At 71.0% G+C, this 23932-nt stretch carries 25 protein-coding genes; 10 read left to right on the forward strand and 15 right to left on the reverse strand.

The window, feature by feature from the left end:
• From HED23_RS32870 to HED23_RS32880, 3 genes are read right to left on the reverse strand one after another with little or no spacing between them, the layout of a single operon-like run.
• Nucleotides 1-1770, reverse strand: coding sequence for an L-aspartate oxidase (locus tag HED23_RS32870; RefSeq protein WP_203186948.1), 1770 nt, complete (start codon nt 1768-1770; stop codon nt 1-3).
• Nucleotides 1767-2780, reverse strand: coding sequence for a pantoate--beta-alanine ligase (gene panC, locus HED23_RS32875; protein WP_203186949.1), 1014 nt, complete (start codon nt 2778-2780; stop codon nt 1767-1769). The genes HED23_RS32870 and panC overlap by 4 nt, the downstream gene beginning before the upstream one ends.
• Nucleotides 2777-3751, reverse strand: a complete 975-nt coding sequence (locus HED23_RS32880) for a Rossmann-like and DUF2520 domain-containing protein (RefSeq protein WP_203186950.1) — start codon at nt 3749-3751, stop codon at nt 2777-2779. The genes panC and HED23_RS32880 overlap by 4 nt, the downstream gene beginning before the upstream one ends.
• Before the next feature lie 166 nt (nt 3752-3917).
• On the opposite strand from HED23_RS32880, the gene HED23_RS32885 reads away from it, so the two are divergent.
• A complete protein-coding gene (locus HED23_RS32885; RefSeq protein WP_203186951.1) occupies nt 3918-5084 on the forward strand; it encodes a threonine aldolase family protein in 1167 nt (388 codons plus the stop codon).
• Between the two features lie 150 nt (nt 5085-5234).
• Here the strand turns inward: HED23_RS32885 and HED23_RS32890 are convergent, their stop codons facing one another.
• Nucleotides 5235-5393: a hypothetical protein gene (locus HED23_RS32890; protein WP_203186952.1), complete on the reverse strand. Its 159-nt coding sequence runs from the start codon at nt 5391-5393 to the stop codon at nt 5235-5237.
• Between the two features lie 104 nt (nt 5394-5497).
• Between HED23_RS32890 and HED23_RS32895 the strand changes: the two genes are divergently transcribed.
• Nucleotides 5498-6610: a DUF5937 family protein gene (locus tag HED23_RS32895; RefSeq protein ID WP_203187741.1), complete on the forward strand. Its 1113-nt coding sequence runs from the start codon at nt 5498-5500 to the stop codon at nt 6608-6610.
• Nucleotides 6611-6664: 54 nt separating this feature from the next.
• Here HED23_RS32895 and HED23_RS32900 read toward each other — a convergent pair whose 3' ends face one another.
• From HED23_RS32900 to HED23_RS32910, 3 genes are read right to left on the reverse strand one after another with little or no spacing between them, the layout of a single operon-like run.
• Nucleotides 6665-7273 (reverse strand): ATP-binding protein, encoded by a 609-nt coding sequence (locus HED23_RS32900; RefSeq protein WP_238442201.1) that lies wholly within the window; start codon nt 7271-7273, stop codon nt 6665-6667.
• 3 nt (nt 7274-7276) lie between these two features.
• The gene (locus tag HED23_RS32905) at nt 7277-7951 is read right to left on the reverse strand and encodes a response regulator transcription factor (RefSeq protein WP_203186953.1); all 675 of its coding nucleotides are present in this window, start codon (nt 7949-7951) and stop codon (nt 7277-7279) included.
• Nucleotides 7952-7970: 19 nt separating this feature from the next.
• Nucleotides 7971-9179 (reverse strand): sensor histidine kinase, encoded by a 1209-nt coding sequence (locus HED23_RS32910; RefSeq protein ID WP_203186954.1) that lies wholly within the window; start codon nt 9177-9179, stop codon nt 7971-7973.
• Nucleotides 9180-9275: 96 nt separating this feature from the next.
• On the opposite strand from HED23_RS32910, the gene HED23_RS32915 reads away from it, so the two are divergent.
• Entirely contained in the window at nt 9276-10277 is a 1002-nt protein-coding gene (locus HED23_RS32915) for an SAM-dependent methyltransferase (protein WP_203186955.1), read from the forward strand.
• Nucleotides 10274-11416, forward strand: coding sequence for an NADH-quinone oxidoreductase subunit D (locus HED23_RS32920; protein ID WP_203186956.1), 1143 nt, complete (start codon nt 10274-10276; stop codon nt 11414-11416). The genes HED23_RS32915 and HED23_RS32920 overlap by 4 nt, the downstream gene beginning before the upstream one ends.
• Before the next feature lie 90 nt (nt 11417-11506).
• Here HED23_RS32920 and HED23_RS32925 read toward each other — a convergent pair whose 3' ends face one another.
• The 4 genes from HED23_RS32925 to HED23_RS32940 all read right to left on the reverse strand — a co-directional run bounded on the left by HED23_RS32925 (nt 11507) and on the right by HED23_RS32940 (nt 15069).
• Nucleotides 11507-12535, reverse strand: coding sequence for a hypothetical protein (locus tag HED23_RS32925; protein WP_203186957.1), 1029 nt, complete (start codon nt 12533-12535; stop codon nt 11507-11509).
• A 104-nt stretch (nt 12536-12639) separates the two neighbouring features.
• Nucleotides 12640-13620, reverse strand: coding sequence for an ABC transporter substrate-binding protein (locus HED23_RS32930; RefSeq protein ID WP_203186958.1), 981 nt, complete (start codon nt 13618-13620; stop codon nt 12640-12642).
• Nucleotides 13621-13672: 52 nt separating this feature from the next.
• Nucleotides 13673-14347 carry an ABC transporter permease gene (locus HED23_RS32935; protein ID WP_203186959.1) on the reverse strand — a complete coding sequence of 225 codons (675 nt, stop codon included), beginning with the start codon at nt 14345-14347 and terminating at the stop codon, nt 13673-13675.
• A 2-nt stretch (nt 14348-14349) separates the two neighbouring features.
• Nucleotides 14350-15069, reverse strand: coding sequence for an ABC transporter permease (locus HED23_RS32940; protein WP_203186960.1), 720 nt, complete (start codon nt 15067-15069; stop codon nt 14350-14352).
• 142 nt (nt 15070-15211) lie between these two features.
• Between HED23_RS32940 and HED23_RS32945 the strand changes: the two genes are divergently transcribed.
• The 6 genes from HED23_RS32945 to HED23_RS32970 all read left to right on the forward strand — a co-directional run bounded on the left by HED23_RS32945 (nt 15212) and on the right by HED23_RS32970 (nt 19752).
• Nucleotides 15212-16387 carry an ABC transporter ATP-binding protein gene (locus HED23_RS32945; RefSeq protein ID WP_203186961.1) on the forward strand — a complete coding sequence of 392 codons (1176 nt, stop codon included), beginning with the start codon at nt 15212-15214 and terminating at the stop codon, nt 16385-16387.
• Between the two features lie 372 nt (nt 16388-16759).
• On the forward strand, nt 16760-17557 hold the full coding sequence (gene folP / locus HED23_RS32950) for a dihydropteroate synthase (protein WP_238442340.1): 798 nt from the start codon (nt 16760-16762) through the stop codon (nt 17555-17557).
• Nucleotides 17554-18036 (forward strand): nuclear transport factor 2 family protein, encoded by a 483-nt coding sequence (locus HED23_RS32955; protein ID WP_203186963.1) that lies wholly within the window; start codon nt 17554-17556, stop codon nt 18034-18036. The genes folP and HED23_RS32955 overlap by 4 nt, the downstream gene beginning before the upstream one ends.
• Before the next feature lie 194 nt (nt 18037-18230).
• Nucleotides 18231-18590: a dihydroneopterin aldolase gene (gene folB / locus HED23_RS32960; RefSeq protein ID WP_203186964.1), complete on the forward strand. Its 360-nt coding sequence runs from the start codon at nt 18231-18233 to the stop codon at nt 18588-18590.
• Entirely contained in the window at nt 18587-19198 is a 612-nt protein-coding gene (folK, locus tag HED23_RS32965) for a 2-amino-4-hydroxy-6-hydroxymethyldihydropteridine diphosphokinase (RefSeq protein WP_203186965.1), read from the forward strand. The genes folB and folK overlap by 4 nt, the downstream gene beginning before the upstream one ends.
• Before the next feature lie 68 nt (nt 19199-19266).
• The gene (locus HED23_RS32970; protein WP_203186966.1) at nt 19267-19752 is read left to right on the forward strand and encodes a DUF3180 domain-containing protein; all 486 of its coding nucleotides are present in this window, start codon (nt 19267-19269) and stop codon (nt 19750-19752) included.
• A 31-nt stretch (nt 19753-19783) separates the two neighbouring features.
• On the opposite strand, the gene HED23_RS32975 is transcribed toward HED23_RS32970, so the two are convergent.
• The 4 genes from HED23_RS32975 to hpt all read right to left on the reverse strand — a co-directional run bounded on the left by HED23_RS32975 (nt 19784) and on the right by hpt (nt 23888).
• The gene (locus HED23_RS32975) at nt 19784-20152 is read right to left on the reverse strand and encodes a VOC family protein (RefSeq protein WP_203186967.1); all 369 of its coding nucleotides are present in this window, start codon (nt 20150-20152) and stop codon (nt 19784-19786) included.
• A 146-nt stretch (nt 20153-20298) separates the two neighbouring features.
• Nucleotides 20299-20904 (reverse strand): GTP cyclohydrolase I FolE, encoded by a 606-nt coding sequence (gene folE / locus HED23_RS32980; RefSeq protein ID WP_203186968.1) that lies wholly within the window; start codon nt 20902-20904, stop codon nt 20299-20301.
• A 182-nt stretch (nt 20905-21086) separates the two neighbouring features.
• Nucleotides 21087-23138: an ATP-dependent zinc metalloprotease FtsH gene (ftsH, locus tag HED23_RS32985; protein ID WP_203186969.1), complete on the reverse strand. Its 2052-nt coding sequence runs from the start codon at nt 23136-23138 to the stop codon at nt 21087-21089.
• 210 nt (nt 23139-23348) lie between these two features.
• A complete protein-coding gene (gene hpt / locus HED23_RS32990) occupies nt 23349-23888 on the reverse strand; it encodes a hypoxanthine phosphoribosyltransferase (RefSeq protein WP_203187743.1) in 540 nt (179 codons plus the stop codon).
• Between the last annotated feature and the right edge of the window lie 44 nt (nt 23889-23932).

The raw sequence follows: 23932 nt of genomic DNA on the forward strand, positions 1-23932 counted from the left end.
TTACGGCTCCTCGGGGGCGTCGGCGGGGTGGTTGCGGGGGCTGGCGGACAGTGCTGTGTCTGCGGGGTCCGCAGGGTCTCGGGGGCGTACGGGCGGGAACGCGGCGCTGTCCGTCGTGCGGACGACCGGCTGCCGGTCCGGGGCGAGACGGACGACGAGGTGGCGGCGCCAGTCGGCGTCGTCGCGGTCGGGCCGGTCCTCGCGCCAGTGGCAGCCGCGGGTCTCCTCGCGCTCCTGCGCGGCGGCGACCAGCACCCGCGAGACGAGGAGCAGGTTCGTGGCCTCCCACGCCTCCACCCCGGGTACGGCGTCCTTGGGGCCGTCCTCCTCGGCAGCGGCCTGCTGGAGCGCGTCCAGTTCCCCGGCCGCGGTGGCGAGGCTGCCGGCGGAGCGGATGACGCCTGCGCCCCTGGTCATGATCCGCTGGACGGCGGCCCGGGACTCCGCGGTGAGCAGCGGGACGGTGTGCGCTCCGGCGGGGGGCACCACAGGCTCACGCCGAGGGACGGCACCGGGGTCGGCCCTGGGTCCGTCCACGATGTCGGCCGCGATGCGCTCGGCGAAGACCAGGCCCTCCAGGAGGGAGTTGGACGCCAGCCGGTTCGCGCCGTGCACACCCGTGCAGGCGACCTCGCCGCAGGCGTACAGGCCGGGCACCGTCGTACGGCCGCGGAGGTCGGTACGCACGCCGCCCGAGGCGTAGTGCGCTGCGGGGGCGACCGGAATCGGCTGCGTGACGGGGTCGATGCCGTGGGCGCGGCAGGCGGCGAGGATCGTCGGGAAGCGCTGTTCCCACATCCCGGCGCCGAAGTGGCGGGCGTCGAGATACATGTGCTCGGTGCCCTGGAGGTGCATCTGCCGGGTGATGGCCTTGGCGACGATGTCGCGGGGCGCCAGCTCGGCCAGCTCGTGCTGCCCGAGCATGAAGCGGGTACCGGAGGCGTCCACGAGATGGGCGCCCTCGCCGCGTACGGCTTCGGACACCAGCGGCTGCTGGCCCTCGGAGTCGGCGCCGAGAAACAGGACGGTCGGATGGAATTGGACGAATTCCAGGTCCGATACCTCCGCGCCGGCGCGCAGCGCGAGCGCCACCCCGTCGCCCGTCGAGACCGGCGGGTTGGTGGTGGCGGAGAAGACCTGGCCCATGCCGCCGGTCGCGAGCACCACGGCCGGGGCGCGGACGGCGCCGACACCGTCGTGCTGGCCCTCACCCATGACGTGCAGGGTGACACCCTCGGTACGGCCTTCGGCATCCGTGAGCAGGTCCAGGACCAGGGCGTTCTCGATGGTGCGCAGGGCGGCCGAACGGACCGCGTCGACCAGGGCCCGGGAGATCTCCGCGCCCGTCGCGTCGCCTCCGGCGTGCGCGATGCGGCGGCGGTGGTGGCCGCCCTCCCTGGTCAGGGCGATCGCCCCGGTGTCCGTGGTGTCGAAGTGCGCGCCTGTCTCGATCAGCCTGCGTACGGCGTCAGGGCCCTCGGTGACGAGGGTGCGCACCGCAGTCTCGTCGCACAGGCCGGCACCGGCGACCAGGGTGTCGTCGAGGTGCTGCTCAGGCGTGTCGCCCTCGCCGAGCGCGGCGGCGATGCCGCCCTGCGCCCAGCGGGTGGAGCCGTCGTCGAGGCGGGCCTTGGTCACGACCACGGTCGCGAGGCCCGCCGCGGCGCAGCGCAGAGCGGTGGTGAGACCGGCCACACCGGAGCCGACCACGACGACGTCCGCGTCGATGGCCCAGCCCGGGGCGGGGGCGGTCAGCCGTATTCCGGTCACGTGTGGGCTCCGAGGGTCAGCGGGATGTTGTCGATCAGGCGGGTGGCTCCCACGCGAGCCGCGACGGCGAGCACCGCCTCGCCGCTGACGCGGTCGTCGGGGAGCTCGGTGAAGTCCGCCGGGTCCACGAGCGCCACGTAGTCCAGGGTGAGGGGCACCTCTTCCTCGGCCGCCTCGTCGAGGACGGCCCGTGCCGCGGCCAGCACCGCGGCAGGTACGACGGTCGGCCGGGCCAGTGCCACAGCCTGTGAGTCGGCGGCCGCGCGGGCCTCTCCGAGCCGGGTGAGGGCGGCGGCCCGTCCCTCGCGCTCCGGCATCGTCCGGGCACGTGCGTGCAGCGTCTGCTGGGCGACCAGCCGGTCGCGCGCGGCGAACAGAGCCCTGGGCAGGGCCAGCGCGGTCCTGCGCTCCTCGGCGGAGAGGAAGCGGTTGCGGCTGGAGAGTGCGAGGCCGTCCGGGTCGCGCACGGTCGGCACCGCGACGATGTCGATGCCGAAGTTCAGATCGCCCACCATGCGGCGGACCAGTGCGAGCTGCTGCGCGTCCTTCTGTCCGAAGAACGCCGCGTCCGGCCCGGTGAGGTGGAGGAGCTTGGCGACGACGGTGAGCATGCCGTCGAAGTGCCCGGGCCGGGAGGTGCCCTCCAGGCGCTCGCCCATGGGTCCCGCGGTGATCCTGACCTGCGGCTCGCCGCCGGGGTAGACCTCGTCGACGGAGGGGGCGAACACCGCGTCGGCCCCGGCCTCCGAGGCGACGGCGAGATCGGCCTCCAGGGTGCGGGGATAGCGGTCGAGGTCGGCGGCCTCGCCGAACTGGAGCGGGTTGACGAAGACGGTGACCACGACCTGGCCGTCGGGTCCCGCGGCTGCCCGCGCCGCACGGATCAGGGTGGCGTGGCCGTCGTGGAGCGCGCCCATCGTCATGACGACGGCGCGGCGGGCTCCGGCGGCCCGGCCGAGGGCGTCCAGCTCCGCGGCGGAGCGCAGCAGGTTGGCGGGTGCGGTGTTCATCGCTTCTCCCCCGGCCCGGATCCGTCCGGACCGTGTGTTCCGTTCGTGCCGTTCGCGGCGTTGCTGTCCGACAGGACGCCGAGGAGGTCCTCCGCGAGCTCCGGTTTGAGCAGGCCGTGGTCCAGCGCCCGGTCGGCCGTGGCGCGCGCCATGGCGAGATATCCGGCCACTGTCTGCGGGGCATGGGCGCGCAGCTCACGGATGTGCGCGGACACGGTCCCCGCGTCGCCCCGGGCGACGGGCCCGGTCAGCGCCGCGTCGCCGGAGCGCAGGGCGTTGTCGAGCGCCGCGCCGAGGAGGGGGCCGAGCATCCGGTCGGGAGCGCCCACGCCGGCTTCACGGAGCAGCTCCATGGACTGCGCGACGAGGGTGACCAGGTGATTCGCTCCGAGGGCGAGCGCCGCGTGGTAGAGCGGCCGGGACTCCTCGGCGATCCATTCGGGCTCGCCGCCCATCTCGATCACGAGCGCCTCGGCGGCGAGCCTGAGCTCTTCGGGTGCGGTGACCCCGAAGGAGCAGCCCGCCAGCCGCTGGACGTCCACGGAGCTGCCGGTGAAGGTCATCGCCGGATGCAGGGCGAGCGGGAGGGCCCCGGCCCGCAGCGCGGGATCCAGCACCTTCGTCCCGTACCGCCCTGAGGTGTGGACGAGCAGCTGGCCGGGTCGCACGGCGCCTGTCTCGGCGAGCCCTTCGACCAGGCCGGGCAACGCGTCGTCGGGGACGGTCAGCAGCACGAGCTCGGCTCGCGCGAGGACCTCGGCGGGCGTCACCAGAGGAACGTCCGGGAGCAGTGCGGCCGCCCGGCGCACGGATGCGTCGGAGACGCCCGACACCGCGACCGGGCGGTGCCCGGCGAGCTGCAGCGAGGCGGCGAGGGCGGGCCCGACCCGTCCCGCGCCGACGACGCCGACGGTGAGGCGGGCGGGGCGGTCCCTCGCGTCGAGGGCTTCCTTGGAAACTGATGCGTTCACGCGGCGATGGCCTTCCGTTCCAGTCCGCGGGGGGTACCGGACGACTTCTCTGCATGCTACGCCAGCGTTTCGCCGCACCCCCGCACTGTCCACACCCTGTGGATAACTTTCGGCGGCACGGGAACCCGAAGTGGGCGGCGCCGGCGGCCCGGGCGATGATCGTCCCATGGGAGTCACCGACGAGCAGATGCAGAGGAACCGCAGGCTGACGGCCTGGCAGCGGTCCGGAAAAGCGCTGGCGCGCATGTCCGCCGACCACACGCTGGCCGAGCGGCTGGCCACGCTCGCCGCCGACGCCGGCACTGTCCACGACCTCGACGAATGGACTGATGTGTACGGCGACGGGGTCGTCGCCGAGGTCGAGCGGCGCACGGCGGAGCTGCTGGGCATGGAGGCCGCGGCGTTCTTCCCGACCGGAACGATGGCCCAGCAGGTCGCTCTGCGGTGCTGGGCGGGGCGTACGGGCAACGCGGTCGTGGCACTGCATCCGCTCTCCCACCCGGAGGTCCACGAGCGGGGCGCACTCACCTCGGTGAGCGGGCTGCGCACGGTGCATCCGACCGCCGCGCCCCGGCACGCCACCGCGGACGAGATCCGGGACTTCCCCGAGCCGTTCGGCACGCTGATGCTGGAGCTGCCGCTGCGCGACGCGGGCTTCGTCCTGCCCTCCTGGGAGCAGCTGGAGGGCGTCGTGGCCGCCGCGCGGGAACGGGACGCGGTGGTGCACCTGGACGGGGCGCGCCTGTGGGAGTGCACGCCGCACTTCGGGCGCGGCCTGCCGGAGATCGCGGCGCTCGCCGACAGCGTGTACGTGTCGTTCTACAAGTCCCTGGACGGGCTGTCGGGAGCGGTGCTCGCCGGGCCCGACCCGCTGATCGAGGAGGCGAGGACCTGGCGCCACCGGTACGGCGGTCAGGTCTTCCAGCAGTACCCGGCAGCCCTCTCCGCCCTGCTGGGCCTGGAGCGGGAACTGCCGAGGCTGCCGTCGTACGTGGCACACGCGAAAGTGGTGGCCGAAGCGCTGGCGAAGGGATTCGAAGGGGCGGGCGTGCCGTGGTTCCGGGTGCACCCCGAGCCGCCGCACACGCACCAGTTCAAGGTCTGGCTGCCGTACTCCGCGGATGTCCTGGACGAGGCGTCGGTGCGGCAGGCGGAGGAAACGGGCGTGACCCTCTTCCGCCGCTGGTTCGCGGCTCCGACCGGGCCGCCAGGGCTCTCGTTCACCGAGGTCACGGTGGCGGCGCCGGGGCTGGAGTGGACGGCCGGCGACGTGCGCGAGGCGGTGGCGTCGTTCGTACGGCTGGTGGAGGAGGAGACGACCCCTCGGGCGTAGGCAGCCGCCGGGCGCACGGCACCGTCATGCCGCCGCCAGGCGCATGGCAGCCGGAGGGCGACTCCCACGCACCCGGCAGCCGGCGCACAGCCGTCAGACACGGGAGGCCGTTGCACGACCCTCACGCACACGGCGGCAAAAGCACGACCGTCACGCGTACGGCGGCCGGTGCGCGGCCGTCCAGGCCTGGATACGCCTGCGGATACCGCGCAGGACGTCCCAGTCGTGTGGGCCGGGCAGCGGCGGCGGTACCTCACCGTGCTGCGTGGCGCGATAGCTGTCGAGCATGTGCTGCTGAACGGTGTCCATGAATTCAGCGTGACCCCGGCCCGGCAGGTCCGCCCGCGGATTGACGACCGCAGTCAAGTGTCACCGGACCCCGCACGCTCACCCCCCACTATGGAGGGGTGAGCGTGCACATCGACATCGCGGGCCTGCCTCCCGAGCGCATAGTTTTCGAGACCTCCCCCCTCGCCGAGCTGGGGCTCGCCCTTCATGCGCTCTCCGAGCCCGGGCACCACCCCGGCCTGCACGGCTGGGCGACCGCGACAGCGGCGGCCCTGGAGCCGGACCTCGCGGACCGGCTGCACGAGGCGGAGTTCCTGTGGCGGAACACCTTCTCCGACGTCTTCATGCCGTTCGCCGGCGTCCGCGGCGGGGACGGCAGGACCGGCTCGACCCTCGCCGAGGACCTGGACATCCTGGACAGGCTCGACGACGAACGGTTCGTCTCGGCCGCCCTGGAGTTCACCTGCGCGAGCCAGTACGGAACGGGTGCGCCCTCCCCCCTCGCGGACACCGGGATGCGGACCCGCGCGCTCGACATGGCGTCGGCCAGGGGGCCGAAGCAGCTGGCTTTCACCCGGCAGCTGCTGGCCGATCCGGGCTCCGTACGCGGCTGGGTGAGGCGCCTCTTCGAGGACTGCGACCAGGCCTTCTTCGCCGACACCTGGCGACGGGCCCAGGTCCAGCTGGCCGCCGACGCCCGGCACAAGACGGAGGTTCTGCGCCACAAAGGCGTCGGCGCGGCGCTCGGGGCCGTCTCCGCGGCTCTCTCGCTGGACGAGGAGTCCGGCAGGATCAGCGTCGACAAACTGACCACCGGCAGGACCGAGGCCACGGGCTCGGCCGCGGGCACCGGCCTCACCCTCGTCCCGACCAGCTTCGGCTGGCCGCATCTGATGGTGCTGCACGCGCCCGGCTGGCGCCCGGTGATCCACTACCCGGTGCACCGTCCGGAACTGCCCTCCCCCGCCTCGGTCGAGCTGCTCCAGCTCCGGATGGAGGCGCTTGCCCACCCCATGCGCATGCGCCTCTGCCGCAACCTGGCCCGTTCCCCGTACACCACGGGCGAACTCGCCGACTCGCACGGCATCACGCCGCCCGAGGTCTCCCGTCACCTGGCCGTGCTCAAGAAGGCCGGCCTGGTCACCACCCGTCGACGGGGACGGTACGTCCTGCACTCGCTGGACCTGACGGTCGTCGCCCGACTGGGAAGCGACTTCCTGGAGGGCGTACTGCGGTGAGCCGTACGCCTGCGCGGCGGCGCACCCGAGGATGTCCGGAGCCGGGCGGCGGACTCAGTCGAAACGGATGTGCTTGATGCTCGTCCAGGTGCGCCGGACGCGGTGCCGCAACGCGCCGTCCGTGTCCGGGACGAGGCGGAGTCCGGCCGACTCCCCTATGCGGACGGCCACCTGAGAGACGGTCAGCCGGTCGGTGCGGATGTGCTCGGCGAACTCCGGTCCGCGGAGCCGCCCCAAGCAGTGGTCGAGCCGCTCGACGGCGAAGCTCTCGTGCTTCAGGCCTCGTCCGAGGCCGCGTTCCCTCAGCCGCCGCAGCACCGTGCCGCGCTCGGCGAGCAAGGCGAAGTGGTGCACCGTGTGCCCGTCGTCGCGCAGCCGTCCGACGATCTCGTCGAAGTAGCCGCCGTCGACGAGCGTCATCGGCGCGATCACGGGTCCCGGGTGCCCGCGCAGGGCCAGACCGAGGACCTCCCGCACGCCGTGGCGCCATGCGCCCAGTTCCTGGAAGTCACCCCTCAGCCCGGGCGGCAGCATCCGGTGCAGGCCGAAACCGGGGTGCTCGGGGTCGCAGACCACACTGCCGGGCAGCCGGCGTCCGAGCTCGTAGGCCGTCTGTGTCTTTCCGCCGCCGAACGGCCCGTTGATCCAGATCAGCGGTGCCACCGGTCAGCCCGCCCCTCCGCCGGCCCTGACCAGGCCCGTCTCGTAGGCGAGGACGACCACCTGGACGCGGTCGCGCAGACCCAGTTTGGTCAGGATGCGGCCCACGTGCGTCTTCACGGTCGCCTCGGAGAGCACCAGCCGGGCCGCGATCTCGCCGTTGGACAGACCCTGGGCGACCAGCAGCATCACCTCGCGCTCACGCCCGGTCAGCTTCTCGACGTGCCTGTGCTGAGGATCCTTCCTGCCGCTCGGCAGCATCGGCGAGAACCGGTCGAGGAGCCGGCGGGTCGTGGACGGGGCGACGACGGCGTCGCCGCTGTGCACCGAGCGGATGGCGGAGAGCAGTTCACCGGGCGGCACGTCCTTGAGCATGAAGCCGCTGGCGCCCGCCTTCAGGCCGGAGAACGCGTACTCGTCCAGGTCGAACGTGGTCAGGATCAGCACCTTGGGCGGCTCCGTCCGCGCGCAGATGCGCCGGGTCGCCTCGACGCCGTCCAGGCGTGGCATGCGTACGTCCATCAGCACCACGTCGACGGACGTGGACCGCAGCACCTCGATCGCCTCCGCCCCGTCACCCGCCTCCGCGACGACCTCCATGTCCGGCTGGGCGGCGAGCACCATCCGGAAGCCGGTGCGCAGCAGCACCTGGTCGTCGACGAGCATCACTCGGATCGCCATGAGCTGTCCTGTCCTTCTGTCACTGGTTGGCCGGCTTGAGGGGAAGCAGGGCACTGATCCGGAAGCCGCCGCCCTGGCGCGGGCCCGCGTCCAGCGTGCCGCCGACCATCCCGACCCGCTCGCGCATGCCGATCATTCCCTGCCCCGCGCCGTCGGCCCCGCCGTCCTCGTAGAGCTCGTGCGGGGCGCCGCGGCCGTCGTCCTCGACCAGCAGGCCCAGCCCGTCGTCGAAGTAGACCAGCCGTACGCTCGCCCCGGCGTCCGGGCCGCCGTGCTTGCGGGTGTTGGTGAGCGCCTCCTGCACGATGCGGTACGCGGTCAGCTCGACCCCGCTCGGCAGCGGACGCGGAGTCCCCTCGATCTTGAAGTCCACCGCGAGGCCGGTCTCCCTGACCTTGCCGACGAGCTCCTCGATCTGCTCGACGTCGGGCTGGGGGACGTACTCCCCGCTCTCCGGGGAATCACCGGTCCTGAGCACTCCGAGCAGCCGCCGCATCTCGGCGAGCGCCTGGCGGCCGGTGCCGGAGATGGTCTCCAGCGCCTGCCGGGCCTGTTCGGGGGACGAGTCCATGACGTACGCGGCGCCGTCGGCCTGGACCACCATCACCGAGACGTTGTGCGCGACGACGTCGTGGAGTTCACGGGCGATACGGGCCCGCTCGGCGGCCACGGCGACCTTCGACTGCGCCTCGCGCTCACGCTCCAGCCGGGCGGCCCGTTCCTCCAGCTGGCTGAAGTACGCCCGCCGGGTGCGTATCGAGTCGCCGAGCACCCAGGCCAGGACGAACGGCACGGTCATGATGACGACGTAGCCGGCCGTCTGCGCCCAGCCGCCCGTGGGGGCGTCGTCGGACCAGCGCAGGCGCGAGAGCCCTGCCGCGACCAGGCTGCATCCCAGGGCGAGGCGGGACGCCCAGCGCTCCCCCACCGTGGCCACCGTGTAGGTGATCACCAGCATGGCGAAGTCGGCCACACCGGGACGCACCCCGAACAGCAACTGGGCGATCCCCATCAGGATCGCGAGCAGCAGCATCTTCTCCGGTGCACGGCGGCGCAGTGCGACGACGGCGGACAGACCCACGGCGATCGGTACCGCGGCCACGCGCTCCCGGCCGCCACCGACCTGTTCGGCCACGATGGACACGCCGGAGAACCCGAGGAGGAGGACAGCCCAGAGGATGTCGACGCCCGTCGGGTGTCTGCGGATGAAATCGTAGAAGCGCTGCACGTTACCCAGCGTAGGGACAGCTGATCGGTGCCCGGGTCAGCCGAAGGGCCGATCCGGGTCCTGGGACCGTACTCCCCAAGGTGGAGACTTGCCTATGTGACGTATGACTGGTGCCGCTGGCGGGAAGCCGCCGAGACCGCTTTGTACGGGGAAAAGGGGTTCTACCGGCGTCCGGAAGGACCCGCAGGCCATTTCCGCACCTCGGTGCACGCCTCCCCCCTGTTCGCCACCGCCGTCGCCCGGCTGCTGGCCGGGACCGCACGGGAGCTGGGGACGGACTCCGTCGGCCTGGTGGATGTGGGAGCAGGCCGCGGCGAGCTGCTGACCGGGGTGCTGGCGGCGCTGCGGGACGGAACCCTGGCTCCCGGCCTCACCGTACGGGCGTACGCCGTTGAGGTCGCCCCGCGCCCGCCGGGCCTGGACCCGGCCGTCAAGTGGTCCGCCGAACTCCCGCAGGACGTGCGGGGGCTGCTGTTCGCCAACGAGTGGCTGGACAACGTCCCCGTGGACGTCGCCGAGGCCGACCCGGACGGGGTTCCCCGCTACGTACTCGTACGGAGGGCCGACGGCACCGAGCGGCTCGGCGATCCGGTGACCGGGGCGGACGCCCGGTGGCTGGCCCGCTGGTGGCCGCTGTCCCGGCCCGGCGACCGTGCCGAGATCGGCCGGCCGCGTGACGAGGCCTGGGCGCGGGCCGTCGCGTCACTGTCCGGCGGCACCGCGGTGGCGGTGGACTACGCGCATGTACGGGCGGCGAGGCCGCCGTTCGGGACGCTCACCGGATTCCGTGGAGGCCGCGAGGTGCCGCCTGTGCCCGACGGGAGCTGCGATCTGACCTCGCACGTGGCTCTCGACGCGTGCGCGGCGGCGGCGGACGGCGCGGCCGAGCTCCTGGACCAGCGGGCGGCACTGCGGGAGCTGGGCGTCAGCGGCGGACGCCCCCCTCTGGCGCAGGCGTCGGCCGATCCCGCCGGCTACGTGCGGGCGCTCGCGTCGGCCGGGGAGGCGGCGGAGCTGACGGCACGCGGCGGGCTCGGCGACTTCGGCTGGCTGCGGCAGCGGGTCCCTGACCGTGAGGGGGGATACTGTCCCGCATGACGGAGACGACGATCGGCATCGGCGGCGCGGCGGAGAGCACCGACATGGTGCTGAACATCGGTCCGCAGCACCCCTCCACCCACGGTGTGCTCCGGCTCCGGCTCGTCCTGGACGGCGAGCGGATCCAGCAGGCCGAACCCGTCATCGGCTACATGCACCGGGGCGCCGAGAAGCTCTTCGAGGCCAGGGACTACCGGCAGATCATCATGCTCGCCAACCGCCACGACTGGCTGTCGGCGTTCTCCAACGAGCTCGGCGTCGTCATGGCCGTCGAGCGGATGCTCGGCATGGAGGTCCCCGAGCGTGCCGTCTGGACGAGGACGCTGCTGGCGGAGCTGAACCGGGTCCTCAACCATCTGATGTTCCTCGGCTCCTACCCCCTCGAACTCGGCGGGATCACCCCGATGTTCCACGCGTTCCGGGAGCGCGAGGAACTCCAGGCCGCGATGGAGGAGGTATCCGGCGGCCGGATGCACTACATGTTCAACCGGGTCGGCGGCCTGAAGGAGGACCTGCCCGCGGGCTGGCTCGGCCGGGCCAGGGACGCCGTCGCGTCCGTGCGCTCGCGAATGGACGTGTACGACCGGCTGGTCCTCGGCAACGAGATCTTCCGGGGCCGCACCCGTGGGGTGGGTGTGCTGTCGCCGGAGGCCGTACACGCCTACGGGGTTTCCGGGCCGATCGCCAGGGCCTCCGGGGTCGACTTCGACCTGCGGCGCGACGAGCCGTACCTCGCCTACGGCGAGCTGCGGGACACGCTCAAGGTCGTCACCCGGACCGAGGGCGACTGCCTGGCCCGCTTCGAATGCCTCCTGGAGCAGACGCACAACGCGCTGGACCTCGCCGACGCGTGCCTGGACCGGATGGCCGACCTGCCGCCCGGGCCCATCAACCAGCGGCTGCCGAAGGTGCTGAAGGCACCGGAGGGCCACACCTACGCGTGGACCGAGAACCCGCTGGGCATCAACGGCTACTACCTGGTGTCCACGGGCGAGAAGACCCCGTACCGGCTCAAGCTGCGCTCCGCCTCGTTCAACAACATCCAGGCACTGACGGAGCTGCTGCCAGGCACGCTCGTCGCCGACATGGTGGCGATCCTGGGCTCGCTCTTCTTCGTCGTCGGGGACATCGACAAGTAGCGGGGCCCCGACCGGAAGGGCCACCGGCCGGGAGGACCACCGGCCACGGGCACCCCCGCCGGAAGGACCACCGGCCGGGAGGCCTCGCGCCTACGAGGAGATCGCGCTGCGCAGCCCGACGACGTCCAGCTGCTCGGTCTCGTCGTGCGCCGTCAGGTCGATGACCTTGCCGACGGCGCGGTTCTCGGCCGTGCCGGTACGGTGCGCCGCCAGCGCCTCCTCGCCCACCACGTCCGCGAGGTCCTCGTTCTGCACGGACTCGATCGCGGCGTCCGCCTTCTGCGTGCCGAAGAAGTCGAAACTCCCCTGCGGTACGAGGTGACGGCGCGCCGCGGCGTACGGGACGACGGAGGATGCCGCGGGCACGGCGCGGGGCGGGCGCACGGCTGCGGGTGACAGCCGTGGTGCGGGAAGTGCGGCCTGGGGGCGGCGGTGCTGGAGCTCACCCGCTCCGGCGGCCGCCGCGTGCTTCCCCTTCCGGCCGTCGCCCTCCGAGTCCCGCTCCGCCGACCGCTCGGCGATGTCACGCTGCCTGGCGAGCTCCGCCGTGCGACGCGCCTCCTGGAGGGCGGCATTGCGGCTCAGGTCCCGAAGGGCCTGCGCGGCGAGCAGATACGCGCCGGGCGTCGGCGTGGACCGCGCGGGCAGGAGTTCCTTCGGTCCGGACGCCTCGATGGCGAGCTGCCTGCGGCCCTCCAGCGCGCTGGCCCGCTCCGTCTCGGCGTTGGCGTACCGGCGCAGCAACGCGGCGTGCTCGCCCCGCAGCCCTGCCAGCTCCACCCGCTTGCGGCGCAGCTTGGTCTCCAGGCGGGTGCGCAGTCCCCTTGATTCCTCGAGGTCCGCCTCGAGTTCGGCTATGCGCTCCTCGGTCTTCCACTCGTCGCTGGCCCGGGCACGGGTCAGCTCCGCGACGCGCAGCCCCGCGGCCCGGTCCCAGCTGCGCATCAGACAGGCACCGGTGACGGCGGCGGCCGCCGTCACGGCCACCAGGGCGCGCAGAGCCATGGGTTCCGCGAGGAGCCAGGCGCCGGCGGCGCAGACGACCGGCACTCCGGCCACCACGGCGGGCGGCAGGATTCTGTGGAGGGGTGGCGAATGGCGGTGGCGTCCTCGTGGCATGGCTCGAAATTTACCGTGCGTACGAGTCACTTGGGAGGCCGCCCGGCAATCTGTTCCCCGCCGGTTACCTGGCAGCCTCTCAAGTGGCCCTCGCGTACGCCTTTTTACTTCTTGATGAGCCCCTTCGACCGGAGATAGTCACCGGCCGCATCGGCGGGCTTGGCACGCTCCGCGTCGACCTTGCGGTTCAGTTCCGCGAGGTCCTCCGTGGTGAGTACGCCGGTGAGCTTCCCGAGCGCCTCGGCGATCTCCGGGGCCCCCGCGTCCTTGGCATTGAGAACCGGAAGGACGTTGTCCGCATTCTGCAGCTTCTTGTCGTCCTCCAGGAACACCAGCCCGTAGGAGTCGAGCACGGCGTCCGTGGTGGTCGTGAGGACCAGCTGGTCCTTACCGTCCTTGACCGCCTGCTTGGACTGCGGCGTACCGACTCCCTTGGGGTCGATCCCGGTGACGTCGATGCCGTACGTCTTCTTCAGTCCGGGCGCGCAGAACGGGCGCACCTCGCACTCGTCGCCCGCCGCGATCTTGACCTTGATCTTCGAGCTGCCGAGATCGGAAAGGGTCTTGAGGTTGTTCTTCTCCGCGAATTCCTTCGACACCGCGAAGGCGTTCTGGTCGACCGCCTTGCCTGCCGGAAGGACCTTCAGTCCGAGCGGGGTGGCGAGCTTCTCCAGAGCGGCGACGGTGGCCGTCACGTCACCCGAGGCGACCGGCTTCTCCTCCGCCGCCTTCGCTCCGTTGACCTTGGCGTTGAGGAATTCCGCGAGGGTCGCCGCGTATTCCGGGACGACGTCGATCTCACCCTTCTCCAGGGAGGGCTCGTACAGTTCACGGTTCTTCACCGTGGTGACCGACGTGTCGTAACCGGCGTCGCCCAGGACCTGGGCGTACAGCTCGGCGAGCACCTTGGACTCGGTGAAGCCGGCGGCTCCCACGACGAGCGAGCCCTTCTCGGAGCCGGCCCCGGAACCCGTCTCCGAACCGCCCTTCTCCTTCTCCAGGCTGTCGCCGCCACAGGCTGCGAGCGATCCTGCCAGCGCCACCGCTCCGATGACCGCACCCGCTATGCGCGAGGTCCTGCTCATGTTGTTCTCCGTCCGCGAAAAAAGATGTGCACAGTCCGAAAAACCCGCGTGCTCACACGGTCCGGCGTCGGCGCAAGGGCGACAGCAGCCGGTCCAGCGCCACGAGAACGCCCTCCACCACCAGCGCGAGGAGAGCGACCAGCACGGCGCCCGCGAAGACCTGCGGGGTGTCGTAGGTGTTGAAACCGGCGGTGATGATCCGGCCCAGGCCGCCGAGACCGACCATCGCAGCGATCGAGGCGGTGGCGATCACCTGGACGGCGGCGGACCGGAGACCGGTCATGATCATCGGATAGGCGAGCGGGAGCTCGACCCGCACGAAGAGCTGCCCACCGGACATCCCCATGCCCCGCGCGGCCTCCAGCACCGACCGGTCCACCTCTCTCATCCCGACGTACGCGTTGGTCAGCAACGGGGGCACGGCGAACAGCACCAGCGCGATGACCGTGGGCAGATAGCCGGAGTTACGCAGGGGCGTCATCATGAAGAGCGCCAGCACCGCGAACACGGGGACCGCCCGGCCCACGTTGGAGAGGTTGACGGCCAGCGCGCCGCCCTTGCCCACGTGCCCGAGGTACAGCGCCACCGGCAGGGCGATGGCGCAGGCCACCGCGAGGGCGATGCCGCTGACGTACAGGTGCTCGGCCAGCCGGGGCGCCGCCCCGCCGTCCCCCGACCAGTTGGCGCCGGTGGTGAGCCAGGCCCAGGACTCCCCTATGACTCCCATGGTCAGCCGGCCTCCGTCTTCGCGATGCCCGCCCCGGCCGACGCCCCGGCGGGCGTCCGTATCCGGGTCCAGGGTGTGAGCAGGCGCTGGATACCGAGCAACAAGAGGTCAGCGGCCACCGCGAGCAGCACACAGAGCACCGACGCGGTGAGCACCTGCGCCTTGAAGAAGCTCGGCAGCGCGTCCTCTATGAGGTTGCCGAGGCCGCCCTTGCCGACGAGGGAGCCGACCGTGGTCAGCGCGACAGTCGACACCGTGGCGATCCGCAGTCCGGCCATCAGCGCGGGCAGCGCGAGCGGGAGTTCGACCTCCCAGAGCAGCCGCACCGGCCCGTACCCCATGCCCTGCGCGGCTTCCCTGGCCTCCTGCGGGACAGCTTCGAGACCGGCCAGGATGTTGCGTACGAGAATGGTCAGCGAATAGAGCACCAGACCGGTGACGACGAGCGCCGCGGACAGCCCGAAGAGCGGCAGCAGCAGCGAGAACATCGCCAGTGACGGCACGGTGTAGAGCACGGTGGTCAGGCCCAGTACGGGGCCCGCGAAATGCCGGCCCCTCCGTGCGAGCAGCGCGAGCGGAAATGCCACCGCGAGCCCTATCAGCACGGAAGCCGCCGTGATCCAGATGTGCTGGACGGTCGCATCGGTCAACTCCTGGCCGCGGGAACGCAGATACTCTCCGCAGATCCAGTCGTTCGCCACCAGGCAGTTCTGCTCGGCCATCCGCCCCCCACCTCCTGTTTGCCCTCGCGATGCCGTCCGGGTTCCGGTCCTGGGTGACCCTATCCCCGACCACCGACAATCGCCGAGGCTGTCGTATTCCGGCAACATGGCCTTCACAGAACCCGCGTCACAATGGGGAATCATGATCCGTTTCGAGCACGTCACCAAGCGGTACGCGGACGGCACCACCGCCGTCGACGACCTTTCCTTCGAGGTCGCCGAGGGTGAACTGGTCACGCTCGTCGGGCCTTCCGGCTGCGGCAAGACGACCACCATGAAAATGGTGAACCGCCTGATCGAACCGACCGACGGCCGGATATTCCTCGACGGGGACGACATATCCACCATCGACCCCGTCCGGCTCCGCCGCCGTATCGGCTATGTGATCCAGCAGGTCGGGCTCTTCCCGCACAAAACGGTCCTGGAGAACACGGCCACGGTTCCTCATCTCCTCGGCTGGGGCCGGCAAAAGGGCAAGGAGCGCGCCGCCGAACTGCTCGATCTCGTCGGACTGGATCCGTCCGTTTATGGCGGCCGCTATCCCGAGCAGCTTTCCGGCGGCCAGCGCCAACGCGTCGGCGTGGCAAGGGCTCTGGCTGCGGACCCGCCGGTCCTGCTGATGGACGAGCCTTTCGGCGCGGTCGATCCGGTCGTGCGGGAAAGGCTGCAGAACGAATTCCTGAAGCTGCAGGCGCAGGTCCGCAAGACCGTGCTGTTCGTCACCCACGACATCGAGGAAGCCGTCCGTCTCGGCGACCGGATCGCCGTGTACGGGCACGGCCGCATCGAGCAGTTCGACACCCCCGCCACGGTGCTCGGGGCTCCGGCGACGCCCTACGTCGCCGACTTCGTCGGGGCGGACCGCGGCCTGAAGCGGCTCTCGGTCACGGCGGTCGAGGAGGGCGACCTCGACCAGCCGCCGGTCGTCCATCTCGATGATCCGCTGGCGAAGGCGACCGAGCGGCTGCGGGCCGAGGGTGCGCGCTGGGCGGTCGTCCTGGACGAGCAGGACAATCTGCACGGCTGGATCCCGGCGGGCGACGGGACGACGGCCGAGGGAAGGGTCCGTGAGCATGCCCGGCGCATGGACGCGTGGCTTCCGCTCGGCGCCCCGCTGAAGCAGGCCTTCGCCACGATGCTCCAGCACGACGCCGGCTGGATCGCCGTCCTCGACGAGGAGGGCACCGGCCGCTTCCTGGGCGTGCTCACCCCGGCCCGGCTCCACGAGGCGCTGCGCCGCTCGATCGACGCCGACGCACAGGACGTGCCGCGCGCGGAGGTGGCCGTGGAGACCGTGGCCGGCGTCGGCACTCCGTGACCGGCCCTTCCATGGCGCCGAAGGGGTGCGCGCGACGGTGAGCCCGCGGTACAGCCCGTGCCGCGGCGCACGGCGCGTGAGGGCCGCGTACGACACGCGATGCGTCCTGCTGCGGGCGACGCGCGGGGAGTCCTCGGCGTCCATCCGGCTGAACCGGTACGAGCGGATCCTCGGCCGGGCGGATCACCGTGGCGGGCTAATGGCGAAGGGGGTTCCCGGCGCGGGTACCGCTCCGCCTGCGGCGGGTCCCGCGGTGATCACCACGCCGGCGCGGCCCGACGGGTCCCTCCCCGGGCCTAGGCTGGTCGCATGAGTACGTTGCGAGGACGGGGCACGGTGCAGGGTCTGCCGGAGTGGGACCGCTGCGCGGTCATGGGCGTCGTCAACGTGACGCCGGACTCCTTCTCGGACGGAGGCCACTGGTTCGACACCACGGCGGCCATCAAGCACGGCCTGGAACTGGTGGCCGAAGGTGCGGATCTGATCGATGTCGGCGGTGAGTCGACCCGGCCGGGCGCGAGCAGGGTGGACGAGGCCGAGGAGCTACGGCGGGTGATCCCCGTGGTGCGGGGACTGGCATCCGAGGGCGTGACCGTCTCCGTGGACACCATGCGGGCAGGCGTCGCCGAACAGTCCGTCGCGGCCGGCGCCGTCCTGGTCAACGACGTGAGCGGGGGCCTCGCGGACCCGGGCATGATCCCGGTCGTCGCCGACGCCGGAGTGCCGTTCGTCGTCATGCACTGGCGCGGCTTCAGCGAAACGATGAACAGCCGCGCGGTGTACGGGGACGTGGTCGGCGAAGTCGTCGCGGAGCTCCGGGAGCGCATGGACGCCGTGATCGAGGGCGGGGTGGATCCCGGGAAGCTGGTGATCGACCCGGGCCTCGGCTTCGCGAAGGACGCCGCCCAGGACCTCACCCTGGTGGCGCACCTCGACCGGCTGCGCGCGCTGGGCAGGCCGCTGCTCGTCGCCGCCTCCCGCAAACGGTTCCTCGGCCACGTCCTCGCGGAAGAGGGCGCGGCCCCGCCACCCGCCCGTGAACGGGACGCCGCGACCGCCGCGGTCTCCGCCCTCTCCGCCGCCGCGGGCGCCTGGGCGGTCCGGGTGCACGCTGTACGGCCCACGGCTGACGCGGTGCGGGTCGCCCGCGCCGTCGAGGGAGCCGCGTGAGCGCCGCGCGCGACGAGCACGAGGAGGCCGCCGCCGACATCGCGGCGGTCGAGCAGGCCAACACCGCCTTCTACGAGGCGATGGAACGCGGCGATCTCGACGAGCTGTCCGGCCTGTGGCTGCCCGGCGAGGACCTCACCGTCTCCTGCGTCCACCCCGGCTGGCCGGTGCTCACGGGGCGCGGTGAGGTGCTGCGGAGCTACGCGCTGATCATGGCGAACACCGAGTACATCCAGTTCTTCCTGACCGACGTCGGGGTCTCGATGACCGGCGACACCGCTCTCGTGACCTGCACCGAGAACATCCTCAGCGGTGGCCCCGCGGAGGAGGGCAACGCGCTCGGACCGCTCGTCGGCCAGCTCGTGGTCGCCACCAATGTGTTCCGACGCACACCGGAAGGCTGGAAGCTCTGGTCCCACCACGGCTCCCCCGTACTGGCCGAAACCGGCGAGGAAGAGGACGAAGAGCCGACCGTCTGAGCAGGTGGGACGGGGTAACGGGGGTTGGGCCCCCTGATCACGGGGTATACGCGGCTACCAACCCCCTGCCGGGCCGGTCCGCGCCCCCGCGGAACGGCGCTGTGGGTGCTCGCGGGTAGATTCGGAAGAAGGCACCCACCCGCCCGCACGCGGCCGGGTGTCTCCAGAGACGACGAACAGCAGGAGTGATTCGCGTGGATCGTGTCGCGCTGCGCGGCCTCAAGGCCCGTGGGCACCACGGTGTCTTCCCCAAGGAACGGCAAGAGGGCCAGACCTTCATCGTCGACCTGGTGCTCGGCCTCGACACCCGCCCCGCGGCCGCCGCCGACGACCTGTCGAAGACCGTGCACTACGGCGTGGTCGCGGAGGAGGTCGTCGACGTCGTCAAGGGTGAGCCGGTCGACCTGATCGAGACGCTCGCGGAGCGCATCGCGCAGCAGTGCCTCAAGCACGAAGGGGTCGAGGAGGTCGAGGTGGTCGTCCACAAGCCGGATGCCCCGATCACCGTCCCCTTCGACGACGTGACCATCACCATCACCCGGAGCCGAGCATGACTGCATTTTCCACCGAGGGGCAGAGCGACCCGACCGTACAGCCGGTTCCCGCCGCAGTGGTCGAGCAGGTCGACGCGGCGGACGTCACCCTCTCCAACCCCAAACTGGCCGTGATCTCCCTGGGCTCCAACCTCGGCAACCGGCTGGAGACGATCCAGGGCGCCATCGACGCCCTGGAGGACACCCCCGGCCTCCGGGTCAAGGCGGTCTCCCCGGTCTACGAGACCGAGCCCTGGGGCGTCGATCCCGGCTCCCAGCCGTCGTACTTCAACGCGGTGATCATCGTGAAGACGACCCTGCCCCCCTCGTCCCTGCTGGAGCGCGGCCAGGCCATCGAGGAGGCCTTCGACCGCGTCCGCGAGGAGCGCTGGGGGCCGCGCACCATCGACGTCGACATCGTGTCGTACGCCGACACGGTCTCCGACGACCCCCTGCTGACACTCCCGCACCCGCGTGCCCGCCAGCGCGCCTTCGTCCTCGCCCCCTGGCACGACGTGGACCCGGAGGCCCAGCTCCCCGGTGCCGGCCCGGTCGCCGCACTGCTGGACGGTGTCGGGCGCGAGGGAGTGCTTCCCCGGCCCGACCTGGAACTCCGTCTCCCCGAGTAGTCGTTAGGCTCAAGGACGACCGCCTGCGGGCGGACCACGGGCAACGGCGACGAAGGGCGGCACTCTCGGTGAAGCAACTACGGCTCGGCCTCCTGGCCGGACTCTTCGCCGGTGCCGGCGTGCTGTCCTGGGGCGGAGCCCGCCTCTGGGACGCCCTGGGGACGCTGCCGAGCGTGCCGCTCGCCGCGCCCATCGTGCTGGCCGTGATCGCCGTGGTCCTGCTGGCCACGGCTCTGTCGATCCGGGCACGGCTGCGCGCGCAGCGGGAGCGTCGCCCCGGGGCCAAGGGTGTGGAACCGATGATGGCTGCCCGCGCCTTGGTCTTCGGCCAGGCGAGCGCGCTCGTCGCCGCACTGGTCGCGGGGATGTACGGCGGCACAGGGGTCTTCCTGCTCGGCTCCCTCGACGTCCCGCCGCGTCGTGATCAGGCCATCTACGCGGGTTTCGCCGTCCTGGCCGGCATCGCGGTCGTCGCCGCGGCAGTCTTCCTCGAGCGTGTCTGCAAGCTCCCGGAGGACGGGAACGACGACAGGAACACGGCTCAGGCCGCCTAGGCGCCCCGGCCCCCGGGGCCTCCCGTCCGGATCAGACCGGTCGGGCCCCCGGGCCCGAGACCGGGTTCTCGATGAGGGTGACCCGGTTGCCGTCCGGGTCGTGGACGGCGGCGAACCTCACGTCCCCGGCGCCGGGCCGGGTCTCCCCGGCCGTGATCCCCCGGTCCGCGAGGTCGGAGAGCGCCCGGTCCAGATCATCGACCACCAGGTTCACCAGCGTCCCGCCGGCCTGCTGGGGCGACTCGAAGACCTGGAGCCAGGCGTACGGGGCGATGTGCCAGTCGGCCAGCCCGTCCATGGGTCTCGCGTCGGCCGGGCGGCCGAGAAGCCGCTCGTACCACTCCACCGCCGGCTCGATCGCCATCACGGGCGCTACGGCGAGCACATGGGTGAATGACATGGAGGCGCTCCTCTCCTGGTGGATCCGGCTGTACAGCCGTTCCCACCACGGTCGACGTCCGCCCGCGGCACGCGCTCGTCGCAGCGGTGCCGCTGAGTGTCCGCCGTCCCGGGCATTCTCGGCCCGGCAGCCCGACTCCGCCCCTTCTAGCGCGCCATGATGAGGCTCATCGCCTCGGCGCGCGTGGCCGGATCGCGCAGCTGGCCACGGACCGCGGACGTGATCGTCTTGGCTCCGGGCTTGCGGATGCCACGCATGGACATGCACATGTGCTCGCACTCGACGACGACGATGACCCCGCGCGGCTCGAGGATCGCCATCAGGGAGTCCGCGATCTGTGTGGTGAGCCGCTCCTGGACCTGCGGCCGCCTGGCGTAGACGTCGACCAGCCGGGCCAGCTTCGACAGCCCCGTGATCTTGCCACTCGTCGCCGGGATGTAGCCGACGTGCGCGACACCGTGGAACGGCACCAGGTGGTGCTCGCAGGTGCTGAAGACCTCGATGTCCTTGACCAGGACCATCTCGTCGTGACCGAGGTCGAACGTCGTCGTGAGGACGTCCTCGGGCTCCTGGTGGAGGCCCGCGAATATCTCCTTGTACGAACGTGCCACCCGGCCCGGAGTCTCACGCAGCCCCTCACGGTCGGGGTCCTCCCCGACCGCGATGAGCAGCTCCCGTACGGCGGACTCGGCCCGCTTCTCGTCGAATACGCCGATCGAACCCTGCCCGTCGAGCGTCACCGGGTCGGTCATCTGTGCCTCGTTCCTCTGTGCAGTCACATGCGCCGACCCGCCCGGACCTCACGGAAGACGGCAGGCACAGCGCGGGCATACGAAAAAGCCGCGCCCCCACAGGCTAGAACCTGGGGGGCGCGGCATCCATTCCGGGCCTGGTGGAGACCCCGTGACGGGGGCCACACCGGGTCGGGCAGGGACTAACTCTCGGGGCGATCCTCGGGGAGCGCCTCCGGGGAGGTACTGCCGGTGTTCTTCGTCATGTCCGTCGGAGCGATCTCCGGAGTGCCCGAACCATTGGCGGAGCCGTTGGTGAGGGCCAGCTCCTTGGGAGAGAGCACAGGCGGACGCGTCGACGGGGTACGCCGGGCGGAACCGGTCCACGCCGGGCGAGCCGGGCGCTTCACGATCGGGGCGAAGATCTCGGCGATCTGCTCCTTGCCGAGCGTCTCCTTCTCGAGGAGCTCGAGGACCAGGGCGTCGAGGATGTCACGGTTCTCGACGAGGATTTCCCACGCGTCGTTGTGCGCGGTCTCGATGAGCTTCTTGACCTCTTCGTCGACGAGCGCCGCGACCTCTTCCGAGTAGTCGCGCTGATGGCCCATCTCCCGGCCCACGAAGGGCTCGGTGTTGTCTCCACCGAACTTGATCGCACCGAGCCGCTCGGTCATGCCGTACTGCGTGACCATCGCGCGGGCCGTGGCAGTGGCCTTCTCGATGTCGTTCGCAGCGCCGGTCGTCGGGTCGTGGAAGACCAGCTCCTCGGCCGCGCGCCCGCCCAGCATGTACGCCAGCTGGTCGAGCATCTCGTTGCGCGTCGTGGAGTACTTGTCCTCCTCCGGGAGCACCATCGTGTATCCGAGGGCACGGCCGCGGGAGAGGATCGTGATCTTGTGGACCGGGTCCGACTGGGGTGAGGCCGCCGCGACCAGGGCGTGTCCGCCCTCGTGGTACGCGGTGATCTTCTTTTCCTTCTCGGACATGATCCGGGTCCGCTTCTGCGGACCCGCCACGACGCGGTCGATGGCCTCGTCGAGCATGTGGTTGTCGATCAGCTTCTTGTTGCTGCGCGCCGTCAGGAGCGCCGCTTCGTTCAGCACGTTCGACAGGTCGGCACCGGTGAAGCCGGGCGTACGACGGGCGACCGCGTTGAGGTCGACGTCCTCCGCGACCGGCTTGCCCTTCTGGTGCACCTTGAGGATCTCGAGGCGGCCCTGCATGTCCGGCCGGTCGACGGCGATCTGCCGGTCGAAGCGTCCCGGACGCAGCAGCGCCGGGTCCAGGATGTCCGGCCGGTTCGTGGCGGCGATCAGGATGACCCCGCCCTTCACGTCGAAGCCGTCCATCTCGACGAGCAGCTGGTTGAGCGTCTGCTCGCGCTCGTCGTGACCGCCGCCCATGCCGGCACCACGGTGCCGTCCGACTGCGTCGATCTCGTCGACGAAGACGATCGCCGGAGCGTTCGCCTTGGCCTGCTCGAAGAGGTCACGGACACGGGAGGCACCGACACCGACGAACATCTCGACGAAGTCGGAACCGGAGATCGAGTAGAACGGGACGCCCGCCTCGCCGGCGACGGCGCGAGCGAGCAGCGTCTTACCCGTACCGGGCGGCCCGTACAGCAGGACACCCTTGGGGATCTTGGCGCCGACGGCCTGGAACTTCGCCGGCTCCTGGAGGAATTCCTTGATCTCGTACAGTTCCTCGACGGCCTCGTCCGACCCCGCCACATCGGCGAACGTCGTCTTCGGCGTGTCCTTGGTGATCAGCTTGGCCTTGGACTTGCCGAACTGCATGACCTTGGAGCCGCCGCCCTGCATCTGATTCATCAGAAACAGGAACACGACCACGATCAGGACGAAGGGCAACAGCGAGAGAAGGATCGAGACGAACGGGGACTGCTTCGACGGCGAGACGGTGTAACCCTTCTCGATGTCACCGCTCTCGAACTTCTTCTGCAGCGTGTCGGCGAGCTCGACACCCTGGTTGCCGATGTAGCTCGCCTGGAACTTGCTGCCGGACTCGCCCTTGAGCTTTTCCTTGTCCTTCAGCTCGATCTTCAGGATCTGTTCGTCACCGGTGGTCAGCTTGGCCTGCTCCACCTGGTTCTTGCTGATCGCCTGGATCACCTTGCCGGTGTCCACCGTCTTGTAGCCGCCGGACGAGCCGACGACCTGCATCAACACGACCACGGCGAGGACGGCCAGCACGATCCACATGACCGGCCCACGGAAGTATCGCTTCACGTCCATCCATACGGAGCGAAGTCGCCCCGTCCCTCCTGCCCGTAGGTAAATGCTGCTGTGAGAAAAGACTGTTCTTCGGACGGTACCCCAGCATTGTCACCCGTGACCGCAGGGGAGGACTGACAAACCCGTCTCCGAAGGCTCCAACGGCCCGAAGGCCACGAGGGTTCCCGGGAGTCCGGCCGGGTTCGGCCGGGCCCTGTCGGCGTGTACGCCTCAGCCGCCGTAGACGTGAGGGGCGAGCGTGCCGACGAAGGGGAGGTTGCGGTACTTCTCCGCGTAGTCCAGCCCGTAGCCGACGACGAACTCGTTCGGGATGTCGAAGCCGACCCACTTCACGTCGATGGCGACCTTCGCGGCATCCGGCTTGCGGAGCAGCGTGCAGACCTCCAGGCTCGCGGGTTCGCGCGAGCCGAGGTTGGTCAGCAGCCAGGACAGTGTGAGACCGGAGTCGATGATGTCCTCGACGATCAGGACGTGCCTGCCCTTGATGTCGGTGTCGAGGTCCTTGAGGATCCGCACGACGCCCGAGGACTGGGTGCCGGCGCCGTAGGACGACACGGCCATCCAGTCCATGGTGACGGGGGTGGACAGCGCGCGGGCCAGGTCCGCCATGACCATCACCGCGCCCTTGAGCACACCGATGATCAGCAGGTCCTTGCCCGCGTACTCCGCGTCGATCTTCGCTGCCAGCTCGACGAGCTTCGCGTCGATCTCTTCCTTGGTGAGGAGCACCGACTCGAGGTCGGTGCCCATGTCCTTCTCGTTCACCCGCGTCTCTTTCTCTGCCCTGCCGGACC

This window comes from Streptomyces pratensis (genome assembly GCF_016804005.1).
GTDB classification, from domain to species: Bacteria; Actinomycetota; Actinomycetes; order Streptomycetales; family Streptomycetaceae; genus Streptomyces; species Streptomyces pratensis_A.

Excerpts from the sequence above, each read along its gene's own strand:
- HED23_RS32930 (WP_203186958.1), bottom strand. The coding sequence starts at position 13,620 with ATGAGCAGGACCTCGCGCATAGCGGGTGCGGTCATCGGAGCGGTGGCG.
- ftsH (WP_203186969.1), bottom strand. The coding sequence starts at position 23,138 with ATGGACGTGAAGCGATACTTCCGTGGGCCGGTCATGTGGATCGTGCTG.
- panC (WP_203186949.1), bottom strand. The coding sequence starts at position 2,780 with ATGAACACCGCACCCGCCAACCTGCTGCGCTCCGCCGCGGAGCTGGAC.
- HED23_RS32905 (WP_203186953.1), bottom strand. The coding sequence starts at position 7,951 with ATGGCGATCCGAGTGATGCTCGTCGACGACCAGGTGCTGCTGCGCACC.
- HED23_RS32925 (WP_203186957.1), bottom strand. The coding sequence starts at position 12,535 with ATGCCACGAGGACGCCACCGCCATTCGCCACCCCTCCACAGAATCCTG.
- HED23_RS32940 (WP_203186960.1), bottom strand. The coding sequence starts at position 15,069 with ATGGCCGAGCAGAACTGCCTGGTGGCGAACGACTGGATCTGCGGAGAG.
- HED23_RS32945 (WP_203186961.1), top strand. The coding sequence starts at position 15,212 with ATGATCCGTTTCGAGCACGTCACCAAGCGGTACGCGGACGGCACCACC.
- HED23_RS32975 (WP_203186967.1), bottom strand. The coding sequence starts at position 20,152 with ATGTCATTCACCCATGTGCTCGCCGTAGCGCCCGTGATGGCGATCGAG.
- HED23_RS32885 (WP_203186951.1), top strand. The coding sequence starts at position 3,918 with ATGGGAGTCACCGACGAGCAGATGCAGAGGAACCGCAGGCTGACGGCC.
- HED23_RS32890 (WP_203186952.1), bottom strand. The coding sequence starts at position 5,393 with ATGGACACCGTTCAGCAGCACATGCTCGACAGCTATCGCGCCACGCAG.
- HED23_RS32920 (WP_203186956.1), top strand. The coding sequence starts at position 10,274 with ATGACGGAGACGACGATCGGCATCGGCGGCGCGGCGGAGAGCACCGAC.
- folE (WP_203186968.1), bottom strand. The coding sequence starts at position 20,904 with ATGACCGACCCGGTGACGCTCGACGGGCAGGGTTCGATCGGCGTATTC.
- HED23_RS32935 (WP_203186959.1), bottom strand. The coding sequence starts at position 14,347 with ATGGGAGTCATAGGGGAGTCCTGGGCCTGGCTCACCACCGGCGCCAAC.
- folP (WP_238442340.1), top strand. The coding sequence starts at position 16,760 with ATGGGCGTCGTCAACGTGACGCCGGACTCCTTCTCGGACGGAGGCCAC.
- hpt (WP_203187743.1), bottom strand. The coding sequence starts at position 23,888 with ATGGGCACCGACCTCGAGTCGGTGCTCCTCACCAAGGAAGAGATCGAC.
- folK (WP_203186965.1), top strand. The coding sequence starts at position 18,587 with ATGACTGCATTTTCCACCGAGGGGCAGAGCGACCCGACCGTACAGCCG.